Origin of the sequence: Pseudomonas sp. TWR2-1-1 (assembly GCF_049897045.1) — a bacterium.
In the GTDB taxonomy this organism is placed as follows: Bacteria; Pseudomonadota; Gammaproteobacteria; order Pseudomonadales; family Pseudomonadaceae; genus Aquipseudomonas; species Aquipseudomonas versuta.
Genome location: NZ_JAFCVM010000001.1, coordinates 673,648 through 687,844 on the forward strand (window position 1 = coordinate 673,648; position 14,197 = coordinate 687,844).

Genomic DNA, 14,197 nt, shown 5'->3' on the forward strand with positions numbered 1-14,197 from the left:
CTCTACAGTGATGCGGTGGAGTGTCAACCTTTAATGCATAAATGCAGTAAATAAGATCAGGCAGGTGGTTTCTCGGTGGCCGCCTCATTCAAGGCATCTCAATCCTGCGGGAGTGAGATGGCACGCGATGTGGGCTTCACGATTGCTCCGCTACACAAGGGACGATGTGCCCGCGAGGATGATCGCTTCTGCGTGAGTCAGTTACAAAACTGACGCGCACAAAAAAGGCCACTCTTTCGAGTAGCCTTTTTCGATGTTTGGTTGCGGGAGCCGGATTTGAACCGACGACCTTCGGGTTATGAGCCCGACGAGCTACCAGACTGCTCCATCCCGCGTCTGTGGGGTGGATTCTACAGCGATACGCTGGGCTGTCAAACCTTAATTTAGAAAAAAGTGTTCTGGTTCAATTGGTTAGATAAAAAGGAGAGTTATAAAAACCGCTGCAGGGCAGGTGGCGTATAGGGTGTAGCTCTATCAGGGGCAGTAATTCGATTAGAAAAACAAATTCACGCGCGGGATTTCCTACGCCTGTCGGGGAGAAATCACACTACTGGTGCTATATACAGTTCTCGGTGACATACTGCTGATCTGCATTGCCTACCACTATAAAGAACACCGTCTTACATGACTCAGCGCAAAATCATCCACGTCGACTGTGACTGTTTCTATGCCGCTATTGAAATGCGTGATGACCCGAGCCTGGCGAACAAGCCCATGGCAGTAGGAGGGTCGGCTGATCATCGCGGGGTCATCTCTACCTGCAACTATGAAGCGCGGGCTTATGGCGTGCGCTCGGCGATGGCATCCAGGCATGCGCTGAAGCTGTGTCCGGACCTGGTCATCGTTAACGGCAGGATGGATGCTTATAAAGAAGCCTCCAAAGAGATACATGGCATCTTGCGTGATTACACAGAGCTGATTGAGCCGTTGTCGCTGGATGAGGCCTATCTGGACGTGTCTGACAGTCCGCATTTTGCCGGAAGCGCTACCCGTATCGCCCAGGATATCCGGCGCCGTGTTTCCAATCAGTTGCACATCACTGTGTCTGCCGGTGTTGCACCCAACAAGTTCCTGGCCAAGATCGCCAGTGACTGGAAGAAACCCAACGGGCTGTTTGTGATCACCCCGGACCAGGTCGATGACTTCGTCTCGGCGCTAGCAGTCAAAAAGCTGCATGGGGTGGGCAAGGTCACGGCCGACAAGCTTGGGCGTTTGGGGATTGAAACCTGTCTGCAATTGCGAGACTGGAACAAGCTGGCGCTAGTGCGTGAATTCGGTAGTTTCGGCGAGCGATTGTGGGGGTTGGCACGTGGGATAGATGAGCGTCTCGTGCAGAGCGACAGTCGCCGTCAATCGGTCAGTGTTGAAAATACCTACGATACGGACTTGCCTGATCTGGCCAGTTGCCTGAGCAAACTCCCTGAACTGCTCGATACCCTGAATCGGCGCATTGCACGCATCGACAGCAGCTATCGTCCCGGCAAGCCATTCGTCAAAGTGAAGTTTCATGATTTCACCCAGACCACGCTGGAGCAGTCCGGCGCCGGGCTTGATCTTGAGAGTTACCAGGATTTATTGAGCCAGGCATTCGCACGCGGCTCCAAGCCCGTTCGATTGCTCGGGCTTGGTGTGCGTTTACAGGATTTGAACAGCGGTTATGAACAGTTGGAGTTGTTCAAGCGTTAGCTGACACCGGGATCTGCCACCAGCCGGCCGGCATTTTGGGTCAGTGACTGAAGGAATTCACGTTGTAACTCGGGATCGTTGCGCGTGAGTTCAATCAGGCTTTGCTCCAGTTCGCTGGCTTCTTCTTCCAGTCCCAGTTCTGACAGGCGCTTGACCCTGTGCACCCACTGGTTGACGTCGTCACCCTCCAGATCGTCATAGATCAGGTTGTGCGCTTCGAGCAACTTTCCGCGCAGGCTACTGCTGATCGACAGCGTCGAGTCAGAGTGAGTTTCGTCCTGAGCGTCTTCAACCGTGATGGTCAACTTGCTGATGCGATTCAGGTCTTGCTCGGCAAAAGGGCTGTCCAGCAGGTTGAGGCGCAACACACCATTACGGTCAGTAGTGAGTTCGTGGGTCTGCTTGCCGGCTTTGACCACGACCGGGCGCTCGGCCCACGGCAGGCTTGAATATTCAAGACGCTTGTCGCGTTGAACGTCCTCGATGCCAGCCAGGTTCTGCTCGGCACGGCCGTGGGATTGCACGTTCATTGCCGGGTTCACACCTGCGAAACCGTAGTTGATCCAGTCTTTGGTCACGCTGTCAGGCAGTTGGCCAAACATGAAGACGTTAAGCACATTGGCACCCACCCCGGCGACAATTGCCACCGCCCCCAGCGGAACCTCATAGATTTCGCGCCAGGGCTGATAAGGCGTATAGCGGTCGTAATGCCGGGTGACATCGAACTCAGTGACTTCAAAGGTCTTTTGTTCATGGATGCGCACACGGCGTTGCGGCAGCTCAAGCACCGAAGGTGAGCCGACATCTATCTGGAGGCTGTGGGCCAGAAGTTTGCGCTCTATGCGCTCCTCGTGTTCGCTGCGTTGCGACATGTGATTGGCACAGCCGCTCAACAGCAGGGCGCCGCACATGGCGGCGCCCCCGAGGGTTAAGGTACTTCGAGTGAACATGGCGTCTCTATTCGGATTCAGCGACTGATGCGCGCCTGAAGGAATGCAAGGACATCGGCAACGGGCAGGGCTTGCGCCTCTGCTTCGGTGCGGCTCTTGTATTCCAGGTTACCTTCGGCAAGGCCGCGGTCGCTGACGACGATCCGGTGCGGGATGCCGATCAGTTCCATGTCGGCGAACTTGATGCCGGGGCTGGTTTTTTTGTCGCGATCGTCCAGCAGTACTTCATAACCGGCGGCCGTCAGTTGGGCGTAAAGGTCGTCAGTTGCCTGGCGAACAGCTTCGGTTTCGTAACGCAGTGGCACCAGTGCCACCTGGAAAGGTGCCAGGGCATCGCTCCAGATAATGCCGCGCTCGTCATTGTTCTGCTCGATGGCAGCTGCCACCACGCGGGAAACGCCGATGCCGTAGCAACCCATTGTCAAAGTCACAGGCTTGCCGTTTTCGCCCAGTACCTGGCACTTCATCGCTTCGCTGTACTTGGTGCCCAGCTGGAAGATGTGACCGACTTCGATGCCGCGCTTGATTTCCAGTGTGCCTTTGCCGTCCGGGCTCGGGTCGCCGGCCACCACGTTGCGCAGGTCGGCAACGGTTGGTACAGGCAGATCGCGTTCCCAGTTCACGCCGAAGTAGTGCTTGTCGTCGATGTTGGCACCGACACCGAAATCGCTCATCAGCTCGACCGAGCGATCAATGATGCATGGCAGTGGCAGGTTCAACGGGCCCAGGGAGCCAGCGCCGGCGCCAATGGCGTCACGCAGTTCTGCGTCCGAAGCCATGGTCAGCGGGCTTGCTACCAGCGGATGGTTGCCGGCCTTGATTTCGTTCAGTTCGTGATCGCCACGAATGACCAGCGCGATCAGTTTGCCTTCTTCGGCAGCATGCACGATCAGGGTTTTGACGGTTTTCTCGATCGGCAGGTTGTAGCCTTCTACCAATTGAGCAATGGTCTTGGCGTCAGGCGTATCGACCAGGCGCAGTTCTTCAGTGGCTGCTGCGCGCGAGGTTTCGCTCGGGATGGCTTCGGCTTTTTCGATGTTGGCCGCGTAGTCCGAACCGTTGCTGAACACGATGTCATCTTCGCCAGAGTCGGCCAGCACGTGGAATTCGTGGGAGCCGGCACCGCCGATGGAGCCGTTGTCCGCTTCAACCGGGCGGAAGTTCAGGCCCAGGCGCGTGAAGACATTGCAGTAAGCCTGGTGCATACGGTCATAAGTGACCTGCAGCGAAGCGCTGTCTGCGTGGAACGAGTAGGCGTCCTTCATGATGAACTCGCGGCCGCGCATCAAACCGAAGCGCGGGCGGATTTCATCACGGAATTTGGTCTGGATCTGGTACAGGCTGATCGGCAACTGTTTGTAGCTGTTCAGCTCATTGCGGCACAAGTCGGTGATGACTTCTTCATGGGTCGGGCCCACGCAGAATTCGCGACCGTGGCGATCTTTAAGGCGCAGCAGCTCGGGGCCGTACTCTTCCCAGCGGCCGGATTCCTGCCACAACTCAGCCGGTTGGATGCTCGGCATCAGCACTTCGAGAGCGCCAGCTGCGTCCATTTCTTCGCGAACGATGGCTTCGACCTTGCGCATGATCCGCAGGCCCATGGGCAGCCAGGTGTACAGGCCGGAAGCAAGTTTACGAATCATGCCGGCGCGCAGCATCAGCTGATGGCTGATGACGACCGCGTCGGAAGGCGTTTCTTTCTGTGTGGCGAGCAAATATTGACTGGTGCGCATGGTTAGTCGTTGCCGTGCTGATGACTTGAAATGACTGGGCATTGTACGGCCGGGATGTGTTGCCGTACAGGGCAGGCGGGGGAGCGGGGTGCTCCCCGGTTATTACGGGTTTTTTTCGAGATTGACCACAGGGTTCAGGCGTGCCCGGCGGCTCTCCTGATACCAGTGCAAACTGATCAGCAGCAGCGTGGGTATACCCATGACGGCAGTGATGATGAAGAAGTTGTGGTAACCGAACTTTTCGACCATGACCCCTGAGTAGCCGCCCATCAGGCGCGGCAGCAGCAGCATGATTGAGCTGAGCAGGGCGTACTGGGTGGCAGAGAACTTGAGGTTGGTCAGGCTCGACAGATACGCCACAAACGCCGAAGTCGCGAGGCCGGAGCTGAAGTTGTCGAGAGAGATGGTGACAATCAGCATTTTCAGGTTGGGGCCCATATCGGCCAGCAGCATAAACAGCAGGTTAGTGCCGGCCGAAGCGGCACCGCCAATCAGCAGTATCGGCAAAATGCCGAAGCGCACGATCAACAGGCCGCCCATGCCGGCGCCAACCAGAGTCATGATCAGGCCGAAAATCTTGCTCACGCCTGCGATCTGATCTTTGGTAAAGCCCTGGTCGATGTAGAACACGTTGGCCATGACACCCATGACGGTGTCCGACATGCGATAGGTGGCGATCAGGCCAAGCAGCAGAAAGGCCTGCCAGCGATAACGCAGGATAAAGTCGTTGACCGGTGTCAGTACCGGCGCCAGCCCGCGACGTCCGATGGACGACAGGCAAAGCACGGTGAGCAGGGTGTAGAGGATCGCACGCAGGAAGGCCCGGTCTTCCAGCACCAGGTTCATCGGGCTCACACCTTCAAACAACACCCCGGCAAAGTCGGTGTTATAGAGCTGGGTGAACATGGCCGGCACTGAGACCAGCAGCACGATCAGGACAAAAACCGATGCCAGCTGGTGGCCAAAACTGTAGCGACCTGCCTGGAGCTGGGTGCGCAATGGCACCGGCGGCTCGCGCATGAAAAAGGTGGTCAGCAGCGCCGGCACCATCAGCAGCCCGAACAGCACATAAGTGCCGGTCCAGGCAGAGTGCTTATAGTTGAAGCCCGTTGAGCCGAACCCTTCGGCAAAAAACAGGGCGCCAGCAGTGGCCAGCAACGCGGCCACCCGATAGCCGGACATATAACTGGCCGCCAGTGCGGCCTGGCGGCTGTCGTCGGCAATTTCCAGGCGATAGGCGTCCACGGCAATGTCTTGCGTTGCAGAGGCGAAGGACACAACAACAGCAATGGCTATCAGCCACGAAAGATGTTTTTGCGGGTCGCAAAAGCCCATGCCGATCAGGCCGAGGATCACCAGGGTCTGAGACAGCACTAGCCACGAGCGGCGTCGACCCAGTTTTCCGAGCAGCGGCAGGCGCCATTGATCGAGCAGCGGCGACCACACCCATTTAAAGGCATACGCCAGGCCGATCAGGCTTGCATAACCAATGGTTTCTCGAGCCACACCGGCTTCGCGCAACCACACAGAAAGCGTTGAGAACACCAGCATGTACGGTAAACCGGCGGCAAAACCGAGCAGCAACAGTACAAGGGTTGAGGGGCTGGAATAGGCAGCTAGCGCTTCGCGCCAGGTTTTACGGGGCATGGACTCGAGTCTGCCTCTGATTGCGGAATCAAAGGGCGCACTCTAACCGCAGTGCTCTATCGGGCGCCAGCCATGGCGTTGTAAATCCACGCGACTATTCACAATGCTCAAGCCTTCGCTGCGTAAACGGGCCCGTTGTTCATCCCCGGACGGACTGCCTGCAGGCAGACTGATACGCCCGCCCGCGGCCAGTACCCGATGCCAGGGCAGGCGAGAGCCTTCAGGCAACTGGCTGAGCGTGCGCCCGACCCAGCGCGCTGCCCGGCCCAGGCCTGCCAGCTCGGCGAGTTGCCCATAAGTCACCACGTAGCCTGCGGGCACCTGCATTAATGTCGAATAGAGTGCCGTGCGGCGGATTTCAGCTGCCGACAGCGGCACTTCATTGGCGTTTTCCACGGGTGAGATTCTCGGCGTCATGACTTGAAAAATATTCCGGGCTGTCTTTAAGCAGGGCTGATCAAGGAACTACCCGGGTATCGGCCGGTCTTCCTATGCCATGGGCATTTCTATCCGGATAATGCCGGCATCTTTTCGCAAATCTGAGTTTCGCACCTGCTTATGTTGTCCAGAACCCTGTTATGCCTTGCCGTCTTGAATGTGTCCACGCCTTTGCTTGCCGATACGGTGTGGTTGAAAAACGGCGACCGCCTGAGCGGCAAGATCAAAGTGTTTGATGGTGGCAAATTGCTTATTCAGACTGATTACGCCGGGGCCGTTCCCATTGACTGGAAGCAAGTCAAAACCCTGGAAAGCGACCAGGAGTTGCTGGTCAAGCAGGATGCCTATGTCGGAGAGAAGGCCAAGTCGTTAACGGCGGCCGAAGACGGCAAGGTCACTCTGGCCAACGGGGAAGCGCCGAAAACGGTAGAGCTGGCCAGCATCCAGCAGATCATCAAGCCCAAGCCCGTGATTGAAGACCTGGTCTGGAAGGGTAACGTTGATGTCGCGCTGGACTACAAGCGTGCCGAGAAAAAGACCGATGACTACGACATTGACTTCAAGACCACTGCTCGTCACGGGGCCTGGCGCCACCACGCCGAAGGTGAGTACAACCGTGAGTTCCAGAACGACGTTGTGACCACTGATAACTGGAGCGCCGAATACGCCCTTGACCATTTCATTGACGAAAAATGGTACTGGCAAGGCCGGCTGACCTACAAACGCGACGAGGTGGAGGATATTTCCCGCCAGCGCACAGTGGGTACGGGCCCGGGCTACCAGTTCTGGGATGACGAATTGGGCGCCTTTTCGCTGGGTTCACTGTTGAACCGTACGGACTATGAATACTCCGACGGCAAGAAGGACAACTTCTACTCCCTTGCCATGAAGTGGGACTACAACCGGTACTTGATGGGCAAGACGGTTTCGATTTTCACCAGCGGAGAGCTCGGCAAGCCTCTGGAAGGCGCATCGGATTACAGTCTCGATGCTGAAATCGGCCTGCGCTACAAAGTCACCGAATGGGCTTCGCTTAACCTCAAGGCGGAAAAGGACCTGATCGGCTCCGGCAGTGGTACGGACAATGCTCTTAACAAAACCCGCTACAGCGCGGGTTTTGGCGTGTCATGGTGATTTTGTAGTCGCCGGGTTTCACTGTGGGAGCTGGCTTGCCTGCGATCTGGATAACCCGCGGGTCTGATGCCCGTCGCGAGCAAGCGCCTTCATACAGAGAGCGGGCCGGTTAGATCCGTAGCCCGCCATCAAGCTCCAGAATCCGCCCGCTGTAGTAGTCATTCTCTAAAATGTACGCCGCCGAATGGGCGATTTCTTCGACTTTGCCCATGCGCTTGAGCGGAATGCCGGCAGTCATCTTTTCAAGAGCTTCGGGTTTCATGCCCAGGGTCATTTCTGTTTCGATGAACCCGGGAGCAATCCCGGCAACGCGAATTCCGTAACGCGCCAGTTCCTTGGCCCAGGTGACGGTCGCAGCCGCTACCCCGGCCTTGGCCGCCGAGTAATTGGTTTGCCCGACGTTGCCTGCGCGCGATATGGACGAAATATTGATGATCGCGCCCTGCTGGTTCAGCTCGATCATCTTTGCCGCCACCTCACGGGTGCACAGGAAAACACCGGTCAGATTGACGTCGATCACGGCTTGCCATTGCGCAAGGCTCATCTTGGTCATAACGCCGTCCTTGACCTTCAGCAGCAGCCCGTCGCGCAAAATGCCGGCGTTATTGATCAGGCCATTAATGGCGCCAAAATCATCTGCAATCTGGGCCACAGTCTGGGTAACCTGCTCCTCATCCGCGACATTGCACAGATACGCCCGGGCCTCAACGCCATGAGCCTGGCAAGCGGCTACGGCTAGTTCGAGTTTTTCCGGATTCAGGTCAACCAGTGCCAGTCTGGCGCCCCTGGCCGCCAGATACTCGGCCATGGCCCGACCTAGTCCTTGGCAACCGCCAGTGATAATGATTACTTTGTCTTTCAGTTGCATAACAGCCCTCGGCAGCAATTCAGAGAGAGTCCTTGCAGGCCTTTGAAATGCGCCCTGAACTCGTCCGTTTCGACGGATTTTTTATTAAGGAGTCATAAGTTGAGCGTTGAAGCTGCCAAGCATGCCCGAGAATTACTGCTCAAGGAATACCGTGGAGCTTTGTCCACGCACTCCAAAGCCATGCCGGGTTTTCCCTTCGGTTCAGTGGTTCCTTATTGCCTGGATGAGCAGGGGCGGCCACTGATTCTGATCAGCCGGATTGCCCAGCACACCCACAACTTGCGCAAGGACCCCAAGTGCTCGCTGATGGTGGGCGAGCGTGGTGCCGAAGATGTTCAGGCGGTTGGCCGCCTGACATACCTGGCTGAAGCCGAGCAATTGACCGAGACTGCGGCCATTGACGCCGCCGCCGAGCGCTATTACCGCTACTTCCCCGAATCGCGCAGCTATGACACCGCCCATGATTTCGATTTTTGGGTGCTGAAACCGGTTCGCCATCGTTATATCGGTGGGTTTGGCGCCATTCACTGGCTCGATCAGGTCACGTTGCCCAACCCGTTTGCCGGAGACGCCGAGCAACGAATGATTGAGCACATGAACAGTGATCATGCCAGCGCCATTGCGCATTACGTCGAGCTGGCCGGTTTACCCGTGACGGAGCCTGCCCGGATGGTCGGTATCGACAGTGAAGGCATGCACTTGCGTATAGGCGACGGCCTTTACTGGCTGGGTTTTGCGCAGACCTGCAATACTTCGACACAAGTACGCGAAGCCCTGGTTTTTCTGGCTCGCGCGCAGCAATGGCCGAAAAAACAGACGGCATAGCCTTGAATTCAGGAAGGCGCGCCGTCATCTAAGCTGGGTTGGAAGATATTCTTCCGGAGAGGAATCATTCGATGCGCGCTTTTCTATTGCTCTTTCTGTTGTTTCCAGTGCTAGAGCTGTATGTCTTTTTCAAGGTCAGCACCGCTATCGGGTTTTTCCCTGCGTTGCTGCTGATCATTGCCGGCTCCATGCTCGGAGTTCTGGTGGTACGTGTTGCCGGCCTGGCCACGGCTCTGCGGGCGCGTGAAAGCCTGAGTCGCGGCGAGCTGCCGGCTCAGCAAATGCTTGAAGGCCTGATGCTGGCCCTGGGTGGCGGTCTGATGGTGCTTCCGGGCTTTATCAGTGATATCGCGGGTCTGTTGCTGCTGTTCCCGCCCGTGCGTCGTTTTCTGGTCAACCGTCTGCGCAAGCGGGCAGAAGAGCAGGCCATTCGTCAGCGTGCATTTGCCGATGATTTTGCGGCGGCCAGCCGACCGGGTACTCATCAGCCTTTGGGTCGAGAGCCGAACGTGATTGAAGGCGAGTTCGAACATCGCGACAAGTAAGGTTTTAACGTTTTCCACACGGCACCCAGGGTGCCGTGTTTGTTTTCTGGCGTTACACAGGGCTAAAAAATTCGGCGGCGTGCCCTTGTAATCAGTTGATACGCCCTTATGTAACGGACACCGCAGGGTTTTGCTGGCAACAGCAGGTACCTTTAAGCGAATCGCACCCGGCATTTCCGGACTTGCAAACCCCGTCGGTATAAACATCGGCCGATGAACACCACAATTAGGAGAGATCGACAATGAAGCTTCGTCCTCTGCATGACCGCGTCGTAATCCGTCGCAGCGAAGAAGAAAAGAAAACCGCTGGCGGTATCGTTCTGCCGGGTTCAGCTGCCGAAAAAGCCAACAGCGGTGAAATCATTGCCGTTGGTACTGGTCGCGTTCTGGACAACGGTGAAGTACGTGCGCTGGCTGTGAAAGTGGGTGACAAGGTTGTGTTCGGCCCTTACTCCGGCAGCAACACTGTAAAAGTCGACGGCGAAGACCTGCTGGTTATGGCTGAGAACGAGATTCTCGCTGTAATCGAAGGCTGATTTACCGCTCCTTTTCCCGTTACTACAAAGTATTTAAGGAAGAACGAACATGGCTGCTAAAGAAGTTAAATTTGGCGATTCCGCCCGCAAAAAAATGCTCGCCGGTGTAAACGTCCTGGCTGACGCAGTTAAAGCGACCCTTGGCCCTAAAGGCCGTAACGTGATCATCGAGAAAAGCTTCGGCGCTCCGACCATCACCAAGGACGGCGTTTCTGTAGCCAAAGAAATCGAACTCAAAGATCGTTTCGAAAACATGGGCGCGCAGCTGGTTAAAGACGTTGCTTCCCGTGCAAACGATGACGCCGGTGACGGTACTACCACTGCAACCGTTCTGGCTCAGTCGATCGTCAACGAAGGCCTGAAAGCCGTCGCTGCCGGCATGAACCCGATGGACCTCAAGCGCGGTATCGACAAGGCGACCATCGCCATTGTCAAAGAGCTGAAGTCCCTGGCCAAGCCATGCGCTGACAGCAAGGCAATCGCTCAGGTAGGTACCATCTCTGCCAACTCCGACAGCTCCATCGGCGACATCATTGCCGAAGCCATGGAAAAAGTCGGTAAAGAAGGCGTGATCACTGTTGAAGAAGGCTCGGGCCTGGAAAACGAACTGTCTGTTGTTGAAGGCATGCAGTTTGACCGTGGCTACCTGTCCCCGTACTTCGTCAACAAGCCAGAGACCATGACTGCCGAGCTCGACGGTCCGCTGATCCTGCTGGTAGACAAAAAGATCTCCAACATCCGTGAACTGCTGCCAGTTCTGGAAGCTGTTGCCAAAGCCGGTCGTCCGCTGCTGATCGTTTCCGAAGACGTTGAAGGCGAAGCCCTGGCGACTCTGGTTGTGAACAACATGCGCGGTATCGTTAAAGTAGTTGCTGTCAAAGCACCTGGCTTTGGTGACCGTCGCAAGGCAATGCTGCAGGACATCGCTGTTCTGACTGGCGGTACCGTTATCTCCGAAGAGATCGGCCTGAGCCTGGAAAGCGCTACCCTGGAACACCTGGGTAATGCCAAGCGCGTAACCGTGACCAAAGAAAACACCACCGTTATCGACGGTGCTGGCGTTGAAGCAGACATCCAGGCTCGCGTGACTCAGATCCGTGCCCAGGTAGCTGACACTTCGTCCGACTACGACCGTGAAAAACTGCAAGAGCGTCTGGCCAAACTGTCCGGCGGCGTTGCAGTGATCAAGGTTGGCGCTGGTTCCGAAGTTGAAATGAAAGAGAAGAAAGCCCGCGTTGAAGACGCCCTGCACGCTACCCGTGCAGCCGTTGAAGAAGGCGTGGTACCTGGCGGTGGCGTGGCACTGGTTCGCGCTCTGCAAGCAATCGCTGACCTGAAAGGCGACAACGCTGATCAGAACGTCGGTATTGCTCTGCTGCGTCGTGCTGTTGAAGCACCTCTGCGCCAGATCGTTGCCAACTCCGGCGACGAGCCAAGCGTAGTTGTCGACAAAGTGAAGCAGGGCACAGGTAACTACGGTTACAACGCTGCCACTGGCGAATACGGCGACATGATCGAAATGGGTATCCTTGACCCGGCCAAAGTGACTCGTTCGGCTCTGCAGGCAGCTTCTTCGATTGCCAGCCTGATGATCACCACCGAGGCGATGATCGCTGAGATCCAGGACGACAAGGCAGCTGGCGGCGGTATGCCAGACATGGGCGGCATGGGTGGTATGGGCGGCATGATGTAAGCCGGCTTTACCCCGAAACGCAAAAGCCCCGCCTGAGTAATCAGGCGGGGCTTTTTTGTGTCTGAAGAAACATGAAACTCTGTAGGAGCGAGCTTTTGAGGCTCGCTCCTACAAACAAGGGTGGGTTACTTCTGCGTAATCTGCACCGGTGCTTCGACTAGCGGTTTCCAGCTCAGCAACTGCTGCTTGTAGCCGTAGCTGGCGACCTGGTAGTAGGTGATCGCCCGTTCAATCAATGCATCGGTGGCCGGAACGCGGGATTCAATACTGGCAGTCAGTGCTTCGTCGTGACGACGCAGGCCCTGACGCGGGCTCAGAATCGCCAGGTCCTTACCATCAAACAAGCCCAGGTGCTGATAGTTGCCCACGACCACGCGCGGTGGCAGAGGGTTTTCCTGCAGCAGGTTGCGGCCAAAGAAGGTCGACTGGTAATCCATGTTCAGCAAGCCGAGCAAGGTCGGCGCCAGGTCGATCTGGCTGGCCAGTTGTGCACTCTCGCGGGCTTCGATCAGTTTTGGCGCATAGATAAACAACGGGATCTGGTAGTTGGCGATCGGCAAGTCTTCCTTGCCGGCGCTGCCAGCCGTGTGGTCAGCCACGAAAATGAAGATCGTGTTGTCGAACCACGGCTTTTGGCGCGCATCTTTGAGGAACTGGCCGATGGCGTAATCGGTGTACTTCACCGCACCGTCGCGACCATTACCCGACTTGATGTCGATTCGGCCTTCCGGATAGGTGTAGGGACGATGGTTCGAGGTGGTCATCAACTGCAGCAAAAAAGGCTTTTGCTGGGCGTAATCGGCATCGGCCAGCTTCAGGGTTTCGCGGTACAGGTCTTCGTCAGCCATGCCCCACGCATTTTTGAAGTGGATATCGGCTTCATTCACGCTGCTTTGGTCAACAACGCGGTAACCGTTGCCACTAAAGAATGCGTTCATGTTGTCGAAATAACCGCGCCCGCCGTAGACGAACACGCTGTCATAGCCCACTGCATTGAGTTGCTGGCCAAGGCTGGCAAAGCCGCTTTCGCGACCGATACGCTTGACGATGGAGCGGCCCGGCGTAGGAGGAATGGCCAGGGTAATTGCTTCGAGGCCCCGATCGGTGCGGGTACCGGTGGCATAGAAGTTATTGAAGTACAGGCTCTCTTTACGCAACTGATCCAGGTTCGGCGTCAGGTTGCGGCCGTCACCGTTGCTGCCCAGATACTTGCCGCTCAGGCTTTCAATGGTCACCAGCACGATGTTTGGCTGGCGCGCAGTACCCGGGTTGTCGATGTTGCGACGGATATCCAGCGGGTCCTTGCCGACAAACGTTGCATTTGGCTCTGTCAGCTCGGCGCGCAACTGTTTGGCCACCACGTCGGCAGGCAGGCTGGCGTAGAACTGCTGGTAATCCAGTTCGTTGTTACGAAAGGCAGCGAAGAACTGATAAGGGCCGTTGCTCGCCAGCTCATGCTGATAGGCGTTGCCGCCCTGGCCGCGCGGGCCATCCTGATCAAGTACTTGCAGGCTCAAACCCGCAACCAGCAGCAACCCGGCGAAGGTGGCCAGGCGCCCGCGAAAGGTCGGCAGCGGTGCGTTCATGGCGGCGTTGAACGGTTTGCGCAGGGCAACACTCAGAACAATGGCAGCCACGCCGATGGCACTGAGCAACAGGCCGATCGGATACGACTCGAGCACGTTGTTCAGGACTTCATCGGAGTAAACCAGGTAATCCACGGCGATAAAGTTAAAGCGCACACCGAACTCGTCCCAGAACAGGAATTCGGCCACTGCGGTGAACAGCATGGCGAACAGGCTCACGGTCAGCAGGCCTTGCAGGAACCAGCGATGACCAGGACGACGCCACAGGGCGGGCGGGCACAGCAGTAAATACAAGCCCAGCGGCAAGGCGGCGTAGGTCAAAAAGCCCAGGTCGTAGAGCAGACCAATGCCAAACACCGGCAACCAGCTATTACCGGCCTCGCCCAGATGGGTGAACAGTAAAACGCCTCGGGTGATTAAAAAGGTCGCCAGCCAGCAGCCAGTCAACAGGAGCAGATAGCGCATTGGCGCGGTGTACAGCAAACGCATTAGTGTTTTTCCTTAAACCCGTGGGGGGCGTGAGTGTGCGGGCGCCACTGTATTGGCTTTGTGAACC

General features: G+C 56.8%; 12 protein-coding genes and 1 tRNA gene. 6 read left to right on the forward strand and 7 right to left on the reverse strand.

Annotation, left to right across the window (positions count from 1 at the left end):
- Nucleotides 1-258: 258 nt before the first annotated feature.
- Nucleotides 259-335: transfer RNA gene (locus tag ACP7BO_RS03225), tRNA-Met, on the reverse strand.
- A gap of 289 nt (nt 336-624) precedes the next feature.
- On the opposite strand from ACP7BO_RS03225, the gene dinB reads away from it, so the two are divergent.
- Nucleotides 625-1,686: a DNA polymerase IV gene (gene dinB / locus ACP7BO_RS03230; RefSeq protein ID WP_397455912.1), complete on the forward strand. Its 1,062-nt coding sequence runs from the start codon at nt 625-627 to the stop codon at nt 1,684-1,686.
- Here the strand turns inward: dinB and ACP7BO_RS03235 are convergent.
- From ACP7BO_RS03235 to ACP7BO_RS03250, 4 genes are all read right to left on the reverse strand, one after another.
- Entirely contained in the window at nt 1,683-2,636 is a 954-nt protein-coding gene (locus ACP7BO_RS03235; RefSeq protein WP_060690968.1) for a hypothetical protein, read from the reverse strand. The two genes, dinB and ACP7BO_RS03235, sit on opposite strands and share 4 nt — an antisense overlap.
- 17 nt (nt 2,637-2,653) lie before the next feature.
- Complete coding sequence (locus ACP7BO_RS03240) at nt 2,654-4,369, reverse strand: proline--tRNA ligase (RefSeq protein ID WP_426208577.1); 1,716 nt, start codon at nt 4,367-4,369, stop codon at nt 2,654-2,656.
- 102 nt (nt 4,370-4,471) lie between these two features.
- The gene (locus ACP7BO_RS03245) at nt 4,472-6,016 is read right to left on the reverse strand and encodes an AmpG family muropeptide MFS transporter (RefSeq protein ID WP_060690970.1); all 1,545 of its coding nucleotides are present in this window, start codon (nt 6,014-6,016) and stop codon (nt 4,472-4,474) included.
- 42 nt (nt 6,017-6,058) lie between these two features.
- Nucleotides 6,059-6,433, reverse strand: coding sequence for an MGMT family protein (locus tag ACP7BO_RS03250; protein ID WP_397455914.1), 375 nt, complete (start codon nt 6,431-6,433; stop codon nt 6,059-6,061).
- A gap of 141 nt (nt 6,434-6,574) precedes the next feature.
- Between ACP7BO_RS03250 and ACP7BO_RS03255 the strand changes: the two genes are divergently transcribed.
- A complete protein-coding gene (locus ACP7BO_RS03255) occupies nt 6,575-7,588 on the forward strand; it encodes a DUF481 domain-containing protein (RefSeq protein WP_060690972.1) in 1,014 nt (337 codons plus the stop codon).
- A gap of 109 nt (nt 7,589-7,697) precedes the next feature.
- On the opposite strand, the gene ACP7BO_RS03260 is transcribed toward ACP7BO_RS03255, so the two are convergent.
- On the reverse strand, nt 7,698-8,456 hold the full coding sequence (locus ACP7BO_RS03260) for an SDR family oxidoreductase (protein ID WP_397455916.1): 759 nt from the start codon (nt 8,454-8,456) through the stop codon (nt 7,698-7,700).
- Between the two features lie 99 nt (nt 8,457-8,555).
- On the opposite strand from ACP7BO_RS03260, the gene ACP7BO_RS03265 reads away from it, so the two are divergent.
- From ACP7BO_RS03265 to groL, 4 genes are all read left to right on the forward strand, one after another.
- Nucleotides 8,556-9,281: a HugZ family protein gene (locus ACP7BO_RS03265; RefSeq protein WP_426208580.1), complete on the forward strand. Its 726-nt coding sequence runs from the start codon at nt 8,556-8,558 to the stop codon at nt 9,279-9,281.
- 71 nt (nt 9,282-9,352) lie between these two features.
- Nucleotides 9,353-9,826, forward strand: coding sequence for an FxsA family protein (locus tag ACP7BO_RS03270; RefSeq protein WP_060690975.1), 474 nt, complete (start codon nt 9,353-9,355; stop codon nt 9,824-9,826).
- 242 nt (nt 9,827-10,068) lie between these two features.
- Nucleotides 10,069-10,362 (forward strand): co-chaperone GroES, encoded by a 294-nt coding sequence (locus ACP7BO_RS03275; RefSeq protein WP_003442977.1) that lies wholly within the window; start codon nt 10,069-10,071, stop codon nt 10,360-10,362.
- 49 nt (nt 10,363-10,411) lie between these two features.
- On the forward strand, nt 10,412-12,055 hold the full coding sequence (gene groL / locus ACP7BO_RS03280) for a chaperonin GroEL (RefSeq protein WP_426208583.1): 1,644 nt from the start codon (nt 10,412-10,414) through the stop codon (nt 12,053-12,055).
- A 125-nt stretch (nt 12,056-12,180) separates the two neighbouring features.
- Here groL and ACP7BO_RS03285 read toward each other — a convergent pair whose 3' ends face one another.
- Nucleotides 12,181-14,130 carry an LTA synthase family protein gene (locus ACP7BO_RS03285; protein ID WP_426208585.1) on the reverse strand — a complete coding sequence of 650 codons (1,950 nt, stop codon included), beginning with the start codon at nt 14,128-14,130 and terminating at the stop codon, nt 12,181-12,183.
- Nucleotides 14,131-14,197 lie beyond the last annotated feature (67 nt).